The organism is Marinobacter sp. EN3, assembly GCF_000475315.1.
Taxonomy (GTDB): domain Bacteria; phylum Pseudomonadota; class Gammaproteobacteria; order Pseudomonadales; family Oleiphilaceae; genus Marinobacter; species Marinobacter nauticus.
In genome coordinates, this window is sequence record NZ_AXCC01000041.1 from 43,120 (window position 1) to 58,669 (window position 15,550).

Annotated in this window: 15 protein-coding genes and 1 tRNA gene; 3 read left to right on the top strand and 13 right to left on the bottom strand. The window is 58.0% G+C overall.

Annotated elements, in window-relative coordinates:
- Positions 1–6 precede the first annotated feature (6 nt).
- From aupA to rpsU, 6 genes are all read right to left on the bottom strand, one after another.
- Positions 7–1,344 (bottom strand): alkane uptake protein AupA, encoded by a 1,338-nt coding sequence (aupA, locus tag Q675_RS31880; protein ID WP_023008010.1) that lies wholly within the window; start codon positions 1,342–1,344, stop codon positions 7–9.
- A 299-nt stretch (positions 1,345–1,643) separates the two neighbouring features.
- A complete protein-coding gene (locus Q675_RS31885; RefSeq protein ID WP_022991880.1) occupies positions 1,644–2,198 on the bottom strand; it encodes a PEP-CTERM sorting domain-containing protein in 555 nt (184 codons plus the stop codon).
- Positions 2,199–2,408: 210 nt separating this feature from the next.
- A tRNA-Ile gene (locus tag Q675_RS31890) sits at positions 2,409–2,485 on the bottom strand.
- Between the two features lie 60 nt (positions 2,486–2,545).
- Complete coding sequence (gene rpoD, locus Q675_RS31895; protein WP_011784189.1) at positions 2,546–4,402, bottom strand: RNA polymerase sigma factor RpoD; 1,857 nt, start codon at positions 4,400–4,402, stop codon at positions 2,546–2,548.
- 118 nt (positions 4,403–4,520) lie between these two features.
- Positions 4,521–6,272, bottom strand: coding sequence for a DNA primase (dnaG, locus tag Q675_RS31900; protein WP_023011597.1), 1,752 nt, complete (start codon positions 6,270–6,272; stop codon positions 4,521–4,523).
- Between the two features lie 154 nt (positions 6,273–6,426).
- Positions 6,427–6,642 carry a 30S ribosomal protein S21 gene (rpsU, locus tag Q675_RS31905; RefSeq protein ID WP_007153483.1) on the bottom strand — a complete coding sequence of 72 codons (216 nt, stop codon included), beginning with the start codon at positions 6,640–6,642 and terminating at the stop codon, positions 6,427–6,429.
- A 233-nt stretch (positions 6,643–6,875) separates the two neighbouring features.
- On the opposite strand from rpsU, the gene tsaD reads away from it, so the two are divergent.
- A complete protein-coding gene (gene tsaD / locus Q675_RS31910; RefSeq protein WP_023011598.1) occupies positions 6,876–7,931 on the top strand; it encodes a tRNA (adenosine(37)-N6)-threonylcarbamoyltransferase complex transferase subunit TsaD in 1,056 nt (351 codons plus the stop codon).
- A 12-nt stretch (positions 7,932–7,943) separates the two neighbouring features.
- Here the strand turns inward: tsaD and plsY are convergent, their stop codons facing one another.
- Entirely contained in the window at positions 7,944–8,537 is a 594-nt protein-coding gene (gene plsY / locus Q675_RS31915) for a glycerol-3-phosphate 1-O-acyltransferase PlsY (protein ID WP_022991893.1), read from the bottom strand.
- A gap of 141 nt (positions 8,538–8,678) precedes the next feature.
- Here plsY and folB point away from each other — a divergent pair, with 141 nt between their 5' ends.
- Positions 8,679–9,050 carry a dihydroneopterin aldolase gene (gene folB, locus Q675_RS31920; protein WP_011784193.1) on the top strand — a complete coding sequence of 124 codons (372 nt, stop codon included), beginning with the start codon at positions 8,679–8,681 and terminating at the stop codon, positions 9,048–9,050.
- The gene (gene folK / locus Q675_RS31925; RefSeq protein ID WP_011784194.1) at positions 9,047–9,571 is read left to right on the top strand and encodes a 2-amino-4-hydroxy-6-hydroxymethyldihydropteridine diphosphokinase; all 525 of its coding nucleotides are present in this window, start codon (positions 9,047–9,049) and stop codon (positions 9,569–9,571) included. The genes folB and folK (Q675_RS31925) overlap by 4 nt, the downstream gene beginning before the upstream one ends.
- Here the strand turns inward: folK (Q675_RS31925) and pgi are convergent.
- From pgi to Q675_RS38250, 6 genes are all read right to left on the bottom strand, one after another.
- Complete coding sequence (gene pgi, locus Q675_RS31930; protein ID WP_022991894.1) at positions 9,545–11,206, bottom strand: glucose-6-phosphate isomerase; 1,662 nt, start codon at positions 11,204–11,206, stop codon at positions 9,545–9,547. The genes folK (Q675_RS31925) and pgi overlap by 27 nt on opposite strands.
- A 47-nt stretch (positions 11,207–11,253) precedes the next feature.
- Entirely contained in the window at positions 11,254–12,102 is an 849-nt protein-coding gene (gene panC, locus Q675_RS31935) for a pantoate--beta-alanine ligase (protein WP_011784196.1), read from the bottom strand.
- On the bottom strand, positions 12,099–12,893 hold the full coding sequence (gene panB / locus Q675_RS31940) for a 3-methyl-2-oxobutanoate hydroxymethyltransferase (RefSeq protein ID WP_011784197.1): 795 nt from the start codon (positions 12,891–12,893) through the stop codon (positions 12,099–12,101). Before panB ends, panC begins: the two co-directional genes overlap by 4 nt.
- A gap of 137 nt (positions 12,894–13,030) precedes the next feature.
- Positions 13,031–13,528, bottom strand: coding sequence for a 2-amino-4-hydroxy-6-hydroxymethyldihydropteridine diphosphokinase (folK, locus tag Q675_RS31945; RefSeq protein WP_011784198.1), 498 nt, complete (start codon positions 13,526–13,528; stop codon positions 13,031–13,033).
- Positions 13,525–14,892, bottom strand: a complete 1,368-nt coding sequence (gene pcnB, locus Q675_RS31950; RefSeq protein ID WP_023011600.1) for a polynucleotide adenylyltransferase PcnB — start codon at positions 14,890–14,892, stop codon at positions 13,525–13,527. The genes folK (Q675_RS31945) and pcnB overlap by 4 nt, the downstream gene beginning before the upstream one ends.
- 93 nt (positions 14,893–14,985) lie before the next feature.
- Complete coding sequence (locus Q675_RS38250; RefSeq protein ID WP_141068050.1) at positions 14,986–15,273, bottom strand: hypothetical protein; 288 nt, start codon at positions 15,271–15,273, stop codon at positions 14,986–14,988.
- Positions 15,274–15,550 lie beyond the last annotated feature (277 nt).

Here is a 15,550-nt window from a genome sequence, read left to right on the forward strand (position 1 = left end):
GCCTCCTCAGAACTTCAGGGTGATGGATCCGCTGAATACGTGGATATCACCATCGGCAGTGACACTGGTTTCGTCACCGTCGTAGTCCACCACGGTGAAGTCGCGCTCCTGCAGTTGCTGGTACTGATAGCCCAGGTCGAGCCGCACCGGGTAGGCGAGCAGGCGGGTTCGGTCGTAAGTGGCACTGATACCAAGGCCAACCACCAGTTTGTCGGTATCCAGGTAGTTGAGCTCCGGATTACGAGTGGTTTTAAGGGGAGACTCTTCGTAGGCAACACCGCCACGAAGGGCGAAGTTCTTGTTCAACTGATATTCCGCACCAAGGCGGGGAATCAGGATGTCGTCGAAACCGATCCGGTTTCCGGAGGCCACGGAACCTTGATCCTTGATGGAGTCGCCGCTGAATTCGTCTTCCAGTTCCGACCAGTTCTGTTGTTCGATACTGCCGCCGATGCGCCAGCCGTCACCGGAGTATTGTGTGCCGATGGCAATCGTTTCCGGCTGGAATGAGTCGATGGTTGTCACAGCCAGGCTGAGCCCGGGATCCGGGATAGTCTGGGTCACGATGATGTTGGAGTCGACTGTGGTTGAGGCCGATGACTTCGTCCGGTAGGTCAGCGCCGTTTCCCATCCGTTCAGGAAACAGTCAGATTCAGGACAAAATGTGCTGCCCAGATCGATGTTCGTGCCCAGAATGGTCTTCAGAGAAGGCTCGGCATTGACCGCAAGGCGCTCACGGCTGGTTTCGCCGCCCAGCGTCGAGACGGCATCAAGATTAGCGGTCGCTTCGAGCGTTACCCGAACCGAAGCACCGGCGGAAATACCGCGCCAGATCGGGGTTGCACCACCGATGTTAAGGAACAAAGGTTCTTTCCCGTATTGAAGGAACTGTCCGCTCTCGCTGGTTTCAGAGCTGAAAGCCAGCATCTCCTTACCGTACTTTTCCACGCCCGCAATAAACCCGAGATAGATGGGGTGCCCGAACCGGGTGAGTGACCCAAGGTTGGTCTTCATGCCGATCAAAACGTGTTGGCTCGGAGAGTCGGAGACAATGTCCCCGCTGGCGTTGGGATTATCGGAGCGCAGCTCCTGTTCAGAATGAAGGATACCCGCCGTAAGCTCGCCACGAGGATCTTTCGTCAGTGCTGCCGGATTGTAGTAGGTGGCAGAAACCTGCTCATTGAACATCGAAAGGGACTGGGCGGTGGCCACATCGACCGGCATTACACCATAACTGGTGCCCAGGTTGCCCATACTGGCACTGGTGGGCATGGACAGGGAGGCGGAAACTGCTGCAACGGCAAGGGATACCGCCCGTACTGAGAATCGGGGGGAAAGAACCATGTATACACTCCGTTCACTCATTGTTTTTGTGCTCAGTCCCGAGGGATTCCTTTCAGGACTGGTACGCTTGTTCAGGTTTTAGTGTATGAGGCTTGTCTGATCGGGACGTTGGCATTTTTGACACGACAGGGTGTCGGTAGAACCGCGTACCTCAAGAATTGTCTAAAACGGCCGAAAACTCATGAGCTTAAAAGGTGGGCTTCCGTGTATTTCTGTTACTTAATGTTTGCGGTTTTGTGAACGGGCACAAAAAAAGCTCCCCAAGGGGAGCTTTAGTGGCATGTAAAAAATGTCGACACTCAGGCGGATTTTTGTAACTTTCTTCTGATTGTGAGCATGCCCAGAATGCCAAGTCCCAGCAGGCCCAGTGTTCCTGGCTCAGGAACCTGTACAGGAACGGACTTGCCAAAGATCGCTACATGAGAAATGGCGCCTCTGTTTGGATAAAAGCCCTGAAGATCCAGTACGTCCTGGCCATTCCAGCTGCCGATGTTGAACAGGTATTGTGGCTCGTTGCCGTCTTTGACAACCAGGTAACACTCAGGGCACACAATGTAGTCCGGGCCATCCCAGCTGATCACCGCGTTGTTAGGGTCTCCGGTGAAACTGGTGGAGTAGAAGGATTGGTAGGAGCCTTCTTCCGGGCCTTCGTAGTTGGACTTGTAAAGCAAAGTGAGGTCGGACGTTCCAAAAAGGGCTGCAACGTCACCGGCGTCAAGCGCTGGATTTGGGGGGCCTACGTCGACAGTTTTGTCGGCGTCTGCGGGGCCAAGGATCAGGGCCATAGCCCCAGCAGACCAGGTTAATGCCAGAGCCGCAATAACGTGTGTTATCTGCTTTGTAATCTGTTTCATTTTTCACCTTCTCTCAGGGCAAGCCCTGAACGCAGTGCGGCGAAGCCGCGATCTGTACTTACGTCTGACTTTCAGCACAGTGTGTGCCAATAGGATTATTTGACGTTAAAACAGAGGCTTGGGCAGTGCTTAAGAGAAGGTTGGAGGCGTATGTGTAAATAAGTTGGACAGGAGTGAGTTGGGTGCGGGTTGGGGGAGGAGTTTGGGAGATGGTGGGCCCAGCTGGACTCGAACCAGCGACCAAGGGATTATGAGTCCCCTGCTCTAACCAACTGAGCTATAGGCCCGGAAAAGAAAACGGGCGCCATTATACCCACGAGGGGTGGCGCCCGCTACTGTCTTGGGGATTAACCGTTGCCCTGGTCGTCAATGAAGCCGCGCAGGTGATCGGAGCGGGAAGGGTGGCGCAGTTTGCGCAGGGCCTTGGCTTCGATCTGACGGATACGCTCCCGCGTAACATCGAACTGCTTGCCGACTTCTTCCAGAGTGTGGTCGGTGTTCATCTCGATACCAAAGCGCATGCGCAGTACTTTGGATTCCCGAGCGGTCAGGCCGGCCAGCACGGAGCGGGTGGCTTCGCGCAGGCCTTCAGCCGTGGCTGAATCCACTGGCGACAGAGCCTGGATATCTTCGATGAAATCGCCCAGATGACTGTCTTCGTCGTCACCAATGGGTGTTTCCATGGAGATCGGCTCTTTGGCGATCTTCAGCACCTTGCGGATCTTGTCTTCCGGCATGTCCATGCGCTCGCCCAGCTCCTCGGGTGTGGGCTCGCGGCCCATCTCCTGCAGCATCTGGCGGGAGATGCGGTTGAGCTTGTTGATCGTCTCGATCATGTGCACCGGAATCCGGATCGTGCGGGCCTGATCCGCGATGGAGCGGGTGATGGCCTGGCGAATCCACCAGGTAGCGTAGGTGGAGAACTTGTAGCCACGACGGTACTCGAACTTGTCGACCGCCTTCATCAGGCCAATGTTGCCTTCCTGGATCAGATCCAGGAACTGCAGGCCGCGGTTGGTGTATTTCTTGGCGATGGAAATAACCAGACGCAGGTTGGCCTCAACCATTTCCTTTTTGGCGCGGCGGGCTTTCGCCTCGCCGATCGACACCCGGCGGTTGATTTCCTTGATGTCGGCCACGTCCAGATCCACTTCGGTCTGAACGTTCTGGATGCGCTTCTGCAGGCGAACGATTTCATCTACACGCTCACCGATAGCGGCCGCATAGGGCTTTTTGGTGGCGGCAATTTCGCCGGCCCACTCAAGATCAGTTTCGTTGCCCGGGAACCATTTGATGAAGTCTTTGCGCGGCATTTTGCAGTCGCGTACACAGATCTGCATGATGGCGCGCTCATTCTCGCGGACCAGGTCGTTGGTTGAACGAACGACGTTCACCAGTTCGTCAAACGCCTTGTTGGCCAGCTTAAACGGGGCGAAAACCTGGCCCAGTTCGTTCAGGGCTTCCTGGGTTTTCTTGTGCCCACGGCCGTGTTTGGCCAAGGCCTTCTCGGCAGCGTCCAGCTTCTCTTTCAGCAGCTCGAAGCGCAGCCGGGTTTCTTCCGGATCTGGCCCGTTGTCGTTGTCGTCTTCGCTGGAGGTGTCGTCATCGTCGTCATCGCTGCTGGTATCGCTGTCATCAGCAGAGGTGTCTTCGGTGCTGGTGTCTTCACCCATGAACGGCTCGGCGTCGTCCGGGTCGAGGAAGCCGGTGACGATGTCGCTGATGCGACCTTCATTCTCGATGATGCGGTCGTAGGCCTGAATCACGGTGCCGGCGGTGCCCGGGAAATGTGCTACAGCGGCCATGACATCGCGAATGCCTTCCTCGATGCGCTTGGCGATGACAATTTCGCCTTCGCGGGTCAGCAGCTCAACGGTGCCCATCTCGCGCATGTACATGCGCACCGGATCGGTGGTGCGGCCAGCGTCGGTCTCAACGGCGGCAAGAGCAGCAGCGGCTTCGGCGGCAGCAGCTTCGTCGGCAGTGGAGTCACCTTCGGTCATCAGCAGGGTATCCGCGTCTGGTGTCTCTTCGCACACCTGGATACCCATGTCGTTGATCATCCGGATAATGTCTTCAACCTGATCCGGATCTGCGATATCTTCCGGGAGGTGATCGTTTACCTCGGCGTAAGTCAGGTAACCTTGTTCCTTGCCTCGTGCGATGAGGTCTTTCAAACGTGATTTCTGCGAATTGCCTGACATAGACACCCTGTGAACTCGCTTTTAAAAAGGAAAAAAGTTAAACAGCCATTATAGCTGTCGCTCGGTTGCGCTGCCACCGAATGGTTAGATGGTGATCAGGGCAACAGGTTTCAAGTGCTCAGCTTTCAGCCTTCGGATTTAACGTACCGGCGCTGAGCGTTCGCAGCTCCTCCCGTTCTTCCGGGGAAAGCTGTGCCAGGTTCCGGAGCAGGGTTGCCAGCCTCTGCTGACGCGCGGCCTCTTCATTCGGGCTTAACAGCTCTCTGGCAGCCGCCAGTGTGCTTTCCCGGGCCGGTATGTGCTCCAGTTCGTCAAACAGGTTGTAAAACCTGTCCCTGGCCTGTTTGTTCGTGGCCAGCCCCGCGACCAGTGTCTTGCGGGTCTGAATTTTTTCTTCCAGTAACCAGCGGGCAAAACGCCCCGCGCGTTCAAGCTGCCGGGTGCTGTCTGCCAGAGCTTTCACTTCGGTTGCCAGTTCCGGTGCTTCCAGCAAGGCCAGGCACAAGGTGCTGTCTTTGCTGAGTTTTACGTCAATCCGCTCTTCCGTGGGCCGGCTCTGGCCTTCACCGCGCCAGCCCCGTGCCTTGTAATTCTGGCCCTGCTGGCGGTTCTGCCACTGGTTGCGGCCGCCGCAAAGGCGCAGCATTTCGTGCCACATGGCGTCCCGCAACGTGCTGCGGGGCATCTTGTTCAGCAAGGGCTCAACCCGTGCCCGAAGTTCGCCTCGGTGTTCGGGCAACTGCAGATCAAGGCCCTCGCTCTGGCGATCAAACAGATAGCGTGAGAAGGGTGTGGCGCCCTCAATACGCTTCTGAAATGCGTCCGGCCCTTCTTTGCGCACCAGTGTGTCCGGGTCTTCGCCTTCTGGCAGCATGAGGAACTGCAGGTGCAGCCCGTCTGCCATCAGTTCCAGGGCATTCTCCATGGCCCTGTCCGCTGCCCGAAAACCTGCCTGGTCGCCGTCAAAACAGAACACGATATGCCGAACGTGCCGAAGCAGTGCGGTCAGGCTGTCCTGGTTGGTGGCCGTCCCCAGAGTCGCCACCGCGTAATGGATGCCGTGCTGGGCCAGCGCAATCACATCCATATAGCCTTCGACCACCAGCAACTTGTCCAGTTGTCGAATGGCTTGCCGGGCCTCGAACAGGCCGTAGATTTCCCGGCTCTTGTGGAAAACGTCCGATTCCGGCGAGTTAATGTACTTGGCCTTGTCGTCACCCAGCGTGCGCCCGCCGAAGGCGATGGTTTTGCCTCGGGTGTTCCGGATGGGAAACATAACCCGGTTGTGGAACAGATCCCTGGGGCGGCCGTACTGGTCCGACACCGTGCGGGTCTCAATCAGTGGTGCTTTTAGATCCTTCGGGGCGGCGTCGTAAAGTGCCGTGCCGGTGCCCGGTGCAAAACCAATCTGATACTGCTGGATAATGTTTTCATCCAGTCCCCGCTGCTTCAGGTAGTCCCGGGCATAACCGCCTTGCTGACTGGTCAGTGCTGAGTGATAGAACCGGTTGGCAAACTCCAGGGCATCGGTCAGTGTCCGCGCCTGTTGCATTTCCTGTTTGGCAGCTCGGTCGTACGGCACTTCCAGCCCGGCACGCTTGGCCAGTTCTTCTACCGCTTCGGTAAAACCCAGGCCCTCAAATTCGCGAACAAAGCTGATGGCATCGCCATGGGCTCCACAGCCAAAGCAGTGATAGAAGCCTTTGTCCGGTCGAACGTTAAATGATGGCGTCTTCTCGTCGTGAAACGGGCAGCAGGCCTTGTAGTTGGCTCCGGCTTTTTTCAGCGTGATGCGCGAACCGATCAGCTCCGCCAGATCAATGCGATCCAGCAGGTCTTCAACAAAGCGTTGAGGGATCAATCCGCTCATGGTGGCTCCACTTCAGCCGGGGTGCCGGGTGCGAAGGCATTTTCGCCATAGCCAAAAATGCCGCCGAAGCCAGGCCTCGGCGGCATTTTCAGCTTGCCGGGTGGGGCGAAACGCCGTTCCGGCAATCAGTTGTGCAGTCGATGCGCGCCTGAACTCAGTACAGACGCTCGAACTTGCGCTGTTCCCGCTGAAGCTTCTTGAGATGACGCTTAACTGCAGCAGCTGCTTTACGCTTACGAACAGCGGTCGGCTTCTCGTAGTGCTCACGACGACGTACTTCAGACAGTACACCGGCCTTCTCGCAGGAACGCTTGAAGCGACGCAGTGCTACGTCAAACGGCTCATTCTCTTTCACTTTAACAGCTGGCATTCGAAAATCACCTACCTGATAGATTCGGTTTCAATTTGTTCCGTCGGCCAGTGCCGTACGGGCTCGATCCCTGGTCAGATTGGCTAAAACTCGACCAGTGCTAATTTAGGGCGGCAATGATAGCCGCTGGGCTGGCCAAGGTCAATCACTGTTCAACGAAACTGCCGGAAGCTTTCGGGTTTCTGCTAAAATGCCGCCCACGTACCCGACACCCCTTGGATGTAGTGCCCATTATGCTGATTCTTGGTATTGAAACCTCCTGCGATGAGACCGGTGTAGCCCTGTTTGACGCTCAGCAGGGGCTGCTGGCCCATGCCCTTTACAGTCAAATCGGTATGCACGCCGATTATGGCGGCGTGGTGCCTGAGCTGGCCTCCCGGGATCATGTCCGCAAGCTGCTTCCTTTATGCGATGAGGTGCTGGCTCAAGCCGGCAAAGCTCGTTCCGATATCGAAGGTATCGCCTATACCGCCGGGCCCGGGTTGGTGGGTGCCCTGATGGTGGGCGGCTCGGTGGCGCATGCATTGGGGTTTGCACTGGGGGTTCCGGTGTTGGGCGTGCATCACATGGAAGGTCACCTGCTGGCGCCCATGCTGGAGGACAATCCGCCGGCCTTTCCGTTTGTAGCGCTGTTGGTGTCTGGCGGCCATACCCAGTTAGTGCGGGTGGATGGCATTGGTGAGTACCAGATGCTGGGTGAATCGGTGGATGATGCTGCCGGCGAGGCGTTCGATAAAACCGCGAAAATGCTGGGTCTGGATTATCCGGGTGGCCCCCGGGTAGCGGCCCTTGCCGAAAAAGGCAGAGAGGGGCAGTACCGTTTTCCCCGCCCGATGATCGATCGTCCCGGCCTGGATTTTTCCTTCAGCGGTCTGAAAACCTATACCCTGAATACCGTTAACAAGGCTAAAGATAAAGGCACGCTGGATGAGCAGCTAAAAGCAGACATTGCTCTGGCGTTCGAAGCTGCAGTAGTTGATACCCTGGTCATCAAATGTCGCAGAGCCCTGGAGCAAACCGGGTGTAAGCGGTTGGTCATTGCCGGCGGGGTCAGCGCCAACAAGCGGTTGCGGGCGTCACTGGAAGCCATGGCAGAAAAGCTGCGTGGTTCGGTGTTCTACGCTCGTCCGGAGTTCTGCACCGACAACGGTGCCATGATTGCCTATGCCGGTGCGCAGCGGCTAAAGGCCGGTCAGCAGGATGGCGAGCGGATTGTGGCGGTACCCCGGTGGCCGATGAATACCCTGCCGCCGGTGGCGGAACCTCGTCACAACGGCCTTGTGGACTAGCCGGGCGGGAACTCAGAGCCCGGTTTCCCGCCCCTGGGCCAGGCGAATCAGGTTGTTGCGGTGACGCACCACAATCAGCAGGGTCAGCAGTCCGAACAGGGGCAGGGTTTCCGGTTCCAGCAGGGCGCTGATGAGTGGGCCGCTGGTGATCGCCACCAGAGAGGCCACGGCTGAAATGCGCCAGCGCCACATCACGCCCAGCCACAAGCCCGCCATGATGGCGGTGGTGAGCGGTGCCAGCGCCAACCCTGCCCCGAGAGCCGTGGCAACACCCTTGCCGCCTTTGAACCGATAGAAAGCCGGGATCATGTGTCCGGTCACCGCGCACAGGGCAATCATGGCCTGCACCAGAATGGACATGCCAAGACTGTGGCCGAGCCAGACGGGCAGCCAGCCCTTGAACGCATCCAGCGCCAGGGTTGCCAGCGCAGGTTGCCAGCCACCTGCCCGGTACACATTGGTGGCTCCGGGGTTGCCGGAACCCAGGGCGCGAGGATCTGGCAGTTTCCAGAGGCGGCACACTGGTATCGCGAACAGCACGGAACCCGCCAGATAAGCGCTGGCGCAAAGCAAGACAATCGCAACGGGTTGGCTAAAGACGTCCATGGCGTAACCGCTGTACAGAGACTGGGCCCTGTGTTCTGTGAGAAAATGCCGCCCGCATCAAGGCAGGCTGATTGTCCGTCACAGTATCGTCTGCCTGGGTAATATTCAATCAGCCATCAGTGGAAGGCTCGGGAGACCGGTTTGGCAAATGGCAAATGGGACACAGTCCTGATCGAAGGACTGGCGGTGGAAACCGTGATCGGGGTGTACGATTGGGAACGCGAAGTCACACAGCGGCTACTGGTGGATCTGGAACTGGCGTGGGATAACTCGGTGCCCGGCGCCAGTGACGATGTTGCCGATGCACTTGATTACGCCGCCGTTAGCGAGCGGGTCAGTCAGTGCCTGAAAACGCTGCAGCCGGAGTTGCTGGAGCGGGCCGCAGAGGAAGTTGCCCGTTTGCTGCAGAGCGAGTTTGGCGTGCGTTGGCTGAGGCTGACGTTGAGCAAGCCCGGTGCTGTGCCGGCCGCACGCTCGGTGGGCGTGAGAATTGAGCGGGGGGCACGGGCATGAAACGTGTATACATCAGTATCGGCAGTAATATTGAACGCTATCGCCATGTCAGCGCGGCGCTGGATGCTCTGGCCGGTTGGTTTGGAGAATTGGCCATTTCTCCGGTTTACGAGAGCGAATCGGTCGGCTTCGATGGCTCGGATTTTCTGAACCTGGTGGTGGGTGTGGATACCGATATGTCGGTAGGAGAGCTTTCCCGGCGCTTCAAAAAACTTGAGGCAGACAACGGCCGCAAAGCTTCGGCGCCCAAGTTCAGTCCAAGGACTCTGGATCTGGATATTCTCACCTGGGGCGATGCGACCGGCACCCTTGATGGGGTTGAACTGCCCCGGGCTGAAATCCTAAAAAACGCATTTGTCCTGAGGCCGCTGGCCGATATTGCTCCGGACGAATTGCACCCTGTGTGTGGAGAGAGCTATCGCAGCCTCTGGCAGTCTTACCAGAAGGACCAGAAGCTCTGGCCCGTCGATTTCACCTGGCAGGGGCGTCAGATCTCAAGTTCCGGAGCGGTCGCGGAATAACCGGATCAGGTTGTCGGTGGCGCTGTCTCCAGCGCTGCCATCTTCACTCTCGCCCAGCAGTTTCGGAAGAATTTCGTTGCCAATCTGTTTGCCCAGCTCCACGCCCCATTGATCAAAGCAATCAATATCCCAGATCACGCTCTGCACGAAGGTGCGGTGTTCATAAAGTGCAATCAGTGCCCCCAGGGTGTGCGGAGTCAGGCGTTCCATCAGCAGGATGTTGCAGGGCCGGTTACCGGGAATGGCCTTGTGTGGGGCCAGTTGGCGGGCGGCATCACCATCAAGACCGCCGGCCAGCAGTTCCTGTTCGGCCTCTGCTTCCGTCTTTCCGGCCATCATGGCCCGTGCCTGAGACAGACAATTGGCAAACAGAGCAGCATGGTGGCTGGCCACCGGATTGTGGGACCTCAGGGGAATGATGAAGTCGGCAGGAATCAGCCGGGTACCCTGATGAATCAGTTGGTGATAGGCGTGCTGGCCGTTAGCGCCCACGCCGCCCCAGAGCACGGGCCCGGTAGGGTAATCCACGCTGATGCCATTCTGGGTTACGCGCTTGCCGTTACTCTCCATATCCAGCTGCTGAAGGTGCTCCGGCAGGTATTTCAGGTATTCGTCATAGGGCAGTACCGCATGGCTCTCGGCGCCCCAGAAATTGTTGTACCACACGCTGAGCATGGCCATGATTACCGGCAGGTTTTCCCGCTCGGGCGCTTCCCTGAAATGGGTGTCCATGGCATGTGCACCGGCGAGTAGCTCCCGGAATGCCGCCATGCCAAGCGTTAACGCAATCGGCAGGCCGATGGCGGACCAGAGGGAATAACGACCACCTACCCAATCCCACATGGGAAAGGTGTTGGCGGGTTCGATGCCGAACCGGGCCGCTTCTTCGACGTTGGCCGTGACTGCCATGAAATGCTGGGAGACCGAGGCTGCGTTGCCACCATTATCGAGAAACCATTGCCGGGCGAGCAGGCTGTTCTCCAGGGTTTCCTGGGTACGGAAGGATTTTGACTGCACCAGAAACAGCGTGGTGTCCGGGTTCAGGCGGGTGAGGGTTTCAGTAATGTCGGTGCCGTCGATGTTGGCAACAAAGTGACAGTTAATGGAACCCTGCCAGTAAGGGCGTAGAGCTTCGACGGCCAGCTTCGGCCCGAGAAACGAGCCGCCGATGCCAATGCTGACAACGTCGGTAAACCGGGCGCCGGTGTGGCCGGTGCGTTCACCACTGTGAATGCTTTCAACCAGCGCTTTCATCTTCCCCAGTGTGCGATGGATTTCGGGAATGATGTTGTCGCCGTTAACCCGAACCTCGCCCTGTTCACCCTCACGAAGGGCGGTGTGCAGGGCGGGGCGTTGTTCCGTGAGGTTCACCAGACCGCCCCGGAACAAGGCCGTGCGACGTTCCTCCAGACCACAGGCCTGGGCCAGGTTGAGCAGAGCCTCCAGCACTTCGTCCGTCAGCCGGTTGCGGGAGAAATCCAGCGACAGGCCGGCACCCTCTACCAGGTAACGCTGGGCACGGCCCGGATCCTGCTGAAACAGCTCCCGCATGGGTAGATGTTCGAGCCGGGCTTTGGCGTCGTTGAGAGCTTGCCATTCTGCTCGGCTGGTGAGCGCAGGGTGTTTCTCAGGCATCAGGGGGTCCCTTCCGTTGTCTGGGGGTGAGGCTCCATAGTAAGGTTTCAGCGCGTGATCGAGAGGTTATCAATCAAACGGGTGGTACCCAGGAACGCTGCGACCAGTAGTGTGAGCTCGCGGTCATCCTTGCTGGCGGGCTTCAGGGTCAGGCTGTTGACGATGTTGAAATAGTCCGGCCTGAGCCCTGCCTCAGACAGTGCATCGCGTGCCTCCTGCTCGAGGATGCTGTAGTCGGTGCGTCCCTGTGCCAACTGGTCAGCGGTATGACGGAGTGTCCGGAACACCACCGGAGCGATGCCCCGCTCCTGCTCGGACAGATAGCCGTTACGGGAGCTTTTCGCCAGGCCATCGTCTTCCCGCACCGTCGGCGCGCCAATCACTTCCACCGGAATCATCAGATCCCGGGCAAGTTTGCGTATCACCGCCAACTGCTGAAAATCCTTTTCGCCAAACACGGCAATGTCGGGCTGAACCATGTTGAACAACATGGTAACCACGGTGGCCACGCCTTCAAAGTGGCCCGGCCGGCTGGCGCCACAGTGGCCCTCGCTGACTTCGGGAACCACCACCTTGGTCTGATTGGCGAGCCCTTCCGGGTAGATCTCTTCAACGCCCGGGGCAAAGACCAGAGTATTACCCGCTGCCGCCAGCTTTTCCTGGTCTTCAACCAGGGTTCGCGGGTAGGTGTCCAGGTCTTCATTGGCGCCGAACTGCATCGGGTTCACGAAAATACTGGTGACGACGATATCGGAGGCCTCGGCCGCCTTGCGCACCAGCGAGATATGGCCCTCGTGCAGGTTGCCCATGGTGGGTACCAGACCGATGGTCTTACCCTGCTGGCGATAGCCCCGCAGAATCGTGCGCAGTTCTTTGAGTGAGTGTACGGTTCTCATGCCTTGAACGTATGCTCCTCGGCTGGGAAAGTGCGTGCTTTGACGGCTTGGGCATAAGCCGCAATGGCTTCCGGGATGGAGTCGGTCTCGGCGAGGAAGTTCTTCACGAAACGGGGTTTGCGGCCGGTGGTGACGCCCAGCATGTCGTGCAGTACCAGTACCTGGCCATCGGTATCCGAGCCTGCTCCGATGCCGATGACCGGCGCCTTCACGGCCTGGGTGATACGAGCGGCGAGCGGGGCCGGTACACACTCCAGAAGGATGAGATCGGCACCGGCGGCTTCCAGTTCGCAAGCATGCTCAATCATGGCCTCGGCGGCCTTCTCATCACGTCCCTGTACCTTGTAGCCGCCGAACTTGTTGACGAACTGTGGCGTCAGGCCCAGGTGGGCACAAACAGGCACACCACGTTCACTCAGGGCTTCGATGGTGTCCTTCATCCAGTCGGTGCCTTCCAGCTTGACCATGTGGGCGCCGGCGCGCATCAGCTCCGCAGCATTGTCCAGTGCATCGGCAACGGTACCGTAGGACATGAACGGCATATCGGCCATGATCAGGGCGCCTTTGTTACCGCGGGCGACACAGCTGGTGTGATACACCATCTGATCCATGGTGACCGGGAGCGTACTGTCGTGGCCTTGCAGCACCATACCAAGAGAGTCGCCAATCAGGATGACATCAACGCCAGCCTCGCTGACAACCTGAGCAAAGGTTGCATCATAGGAGGTCAGTGCAGAGAAGGCTTCGCCTTTTTGCTTGTATTCCCGCAGGGTATTGATGGTAACTGCCATAGAATCCTTGCCTTTTGGGTGGATGGGCCAGTTTTGGACCGGGGTCGACCGGTGCTCAGAGCGTTAATGTAAATCCCGGGTATATCAGACACAAGAGTAGCATGGTCTTCCTCACCTGGATGCCATAAGGAACCTGGTCAGGGGTGCGCCTGGGCTGGCAGCTTGCGCAGCTGGTTGTCCGGGCAATCTCGGCGCAGTTCCGCAACGGTGGTGCCGTCCGGCAGTGCCAGTTCCGGGGCCAGGTCCAGCAGGGGTTGCAGGACGAAATCACGGTTGGCCAGTTCCGCGTGGGGAACGGTCAGGCGCGCGTCGTTGAGGGTTGTCTGACCAAACAGCAGCAGATCCAGATCCAGGGTGCGTGGTCCCCAGTGCCTCAGCCGCTCACGGCCGTGGGCCTGTTCAATAGCTTGCAGGCAATCCAGCAGTTCGTGGGCAGAAAGATCGGTACGCAGATGAACGGCACCGTTAACGAAATCTGGTTGATCCTGCGGGCCGACGGGGCGGCTGGCATAGAACGGAGATTGCGCGACCAGTGTGGATTTGGGTAAGCCCGCGAGTTCCGACACGGCTCTTGCCAGTTGGGCTGCAGGCTGTTCCAGATTGCTGCCCAGCCCAATATAGGCATCGACTGTCATGGCTGGGGCGGTTTTCTTGCAGGTTTGCGCTTGCGACGGCGCTTTTTCGGACCACCGGAGCCCAGCTCGGAAAGCATTTTTTCCTGCGCACGCTCATCCGCCTGCTGGAATTCCGTCCACCATTGCCCGAGGCCCGGCTCAATTTCGCCCGCGGCTTCCCGCACCAGCAGAAAATCGTAGGCCGCCCGGAAGCGCGGATGGGTCATGGTACCGAACGCACGTTTGCCCTGGCGACGGGGTAGCCGCATCTGCAGTTCCCAGATTTCTTTCATGGGGCCCGAGAAACGTTTCGGTATTGCGGTTGCCTGCACCTGGCGCCCGATCACCTTGCCGATGGCGCCGTGCAGCGCGGGCTGAACCGGATCGCCATTGTCCTGGCGCCTGCGCCATTCCACCTGCAGAGCCGGCCAGAGCATGGCCGCAAACAGGAAATACGGGGTCACTGATTTGCCCTGGGCAATCCGGGCATCGGTGTTGCGAAGGGCTTGCAGTATCAGTTCATCGGGTTCGCCGGCAACCAGTGCCCGGGCGGTCTCCGGGAACAGTGGGGCCAGCAGCCCATAATCCTGAAGCAGGCGATAGGTTGCCTCGCCGTGGCCGGCGGAGAACAGTTTGAGGACTTCATCGAACAGCCGGGCCGGAGGGATGTGCGCCAAGAGCGGGGCCAGCTCCCGAATGGGGGCCTCTGTTTCCGGTTCAATCTCGAAATCGAGTTTGGCCGCAAAACGAATGGCGCGCAGCATTCTCACGGGATCTTCCCGATAGCGGGTTTCCGGGTCGCCAATCAGGCGGATCTGACGGTTTTTCAGATCCTGCACACCGTTGGCAAAGTCGATAATGGAGAAATCCCGGATGCAGTAATACAACGCATTGATGGTGAAGTCGCGCCGCAGTGCGTCTTCTTCCTGATTGCCATAGACATTATCCCGCAGTAACAGACCATGTTCACTGGTCTTGTGCTCGTCGTCGGCCAGGTCGTCATCGGTATCCCGGGCATTACCACGAAAGGTGGTTACTTCGATGATTTCCCGCCCAAACACCACGTGCACAATGCGAAAGCGGCGACCAATCAGGCGGGAGTTCCGGAACAGGTCGTGAACTTCTTCGGGTGTTGCGTTGGTGGCTATGTCGAAGTCTTTGGGTTGTCCGCCAAGGAGAATGTCGCGAACGCCACCGCCCACCAGATAGGCCTCGTAGCCGGACTTGCTCAGACGGTGCAGTACCTTCTTGGCCGGTTCACTGATCATGGAGCGGGAGACGTTGTGCTGATCCCGCGGGATCTCCTGCCGCTGGTAGTGGCGGGCTTTCTTCTTCCCGTTGCCGGGAATGAAGGAGCGTAGTTTTTCAACAAGTCGTTTAGGCATGGAATTCCGTGTTTGCGAAGCGCAAAAACGGGGATTTTAACGGTTTGCGCAGGAATTGCACATGTTTGACGGAAATGCCAGTGAATAAAGTGGTCATGGAGGCCTGTTGAGGGAAGGCTGTTTTTGGCAGTCCGGAAAATCAAAAGGCGGATCCGTTTTCACGAATCCGCCCTGAAAGCGTTGACGATCTGCATTGTTTTTGTTGTTGCCGGGATTCTTTTTGATTCTTTTACCCCACTGTGTTGTCCCCAAGATAAGGACCTTAAGCAATGCAAACGGAAAGCTTTGAATACATAGAGCGGCCAGGAACACGGTGCGGGTTATGGGAGTATCTGCAGTGTCGCCTGGAAGACGATTCTTCTCTACATCTACAACTCGCACGTGTCGTGGGACCCCTAAAAAGCATAGTACCCAAAACACTCAGTTCGCTTGCACCCTGTTCTTGTTTTTGTTGCCGGGCGCTCGTGCAGCTATTTGTTTTTGTTTTGGCGCTGCGTTGTCACTTTTGTTTTTGTTGTTGTGCGCTTATTAGAGTGCAGTGGTCGTGCCAGTTTTTGAAAAGTCTTGTTAAACAAGGGGTTGTGAAAATGAGGTGTGTAAGTGTTACCCCGTATCTCCTGAAAGTGTTACCTGGGTCTCATGATCTGGACAGGAAGTG

Excerpts from the sequence above, each read along its gene's own strand:
- rpsU (WP_007153483.1), bottom strand. The coding sequence starts at position 6,642 with ATGCCAGCTGTTAAAGTGAAAGAGAATGAGCCGTTTGACGTAGCACTG.
- folK (WP_011784198.1), bottom strand. The coding sequence starts at position 13,528 with ATGACAGTCGATGCCTATATTGGGCTGGGCAGCAATCTGGAACAGCCT.
- tsaD (WP_023011598.1), top strand. The coding sequence starts at position 6,876 with ATGCTGATTCTTGGTATTGAAACCTCCTGCGATGAGACCGGTGTAGCC.
- plsY (WP_022991893.1), bottom strand. The coding sequence starts at position 8,537 with ATGGACGTCTTTAGCCAACCCGTTGCGATTGTCTTGCTTTGCGCCAGC.
- dnaG (WP_023011597.1), bottom strand. The coding sequence starts at position 6,272 with ATGAGCGGATTGATCCCTCAACGCTTTGTTGAAGACCTGCTGGATCGC.
- Q675_RS31885 (WP_022991880.1), bottom strand. The coding sequence starts at position 2,198 with ATGAAACAGATTACAAAGCAGATAACACACGTTATTGCGGCTCTGGCA.
- pgi (WP_022991894.1), bottom strand. The coding sequence starts at position 11,206 with ATGCCTGAGAAACACCCTGCGCTCACCAGCCGAGCAGAATGGCAAGCT.
- panC (WP_011784196.1), bottom strand. The coding sequence starts at position 12,102 with ATGAGAACCGTACACTCACTCAAAGAACTGCGCACGATTCTGCGGGGC.
- folK (WP_011784194.1), top strand. The coding sequence starts at position 9,047 with ATGAAACGTGTATACATCAGTATCGGCAGTAATATTGAACGCTATCGC.
- rpoD (WP_011784189.1), bottom strand. The coding sequence starts at position 4,402 with ATGTCAGGCAATTCGCAGAAATCACGTTTGAAAGACCTCATCGCACGA.
- pcnB (WP_023011600.1), bottom strand. The coding sequence starts at position 14,892 with ATGCCTAAACGACTTGTTGAAAAACTACGCTCCTTCATTCCCGGCAAC.
- aupA (WP_023008010.1), bottom strand. The coding sequence starts at position 1,344 with ATGGTTCTTTCCCCCCGATTCTCAGTACGGGCGGTATCCCTTGCCGTT.
- panB (WP_011784197.1), bottom strand. The coding sequence starts at position 12,893 with ATGGCAGTTACCATCAATACCCTGCGGGAATACAAGCAAAAAGGCGAA.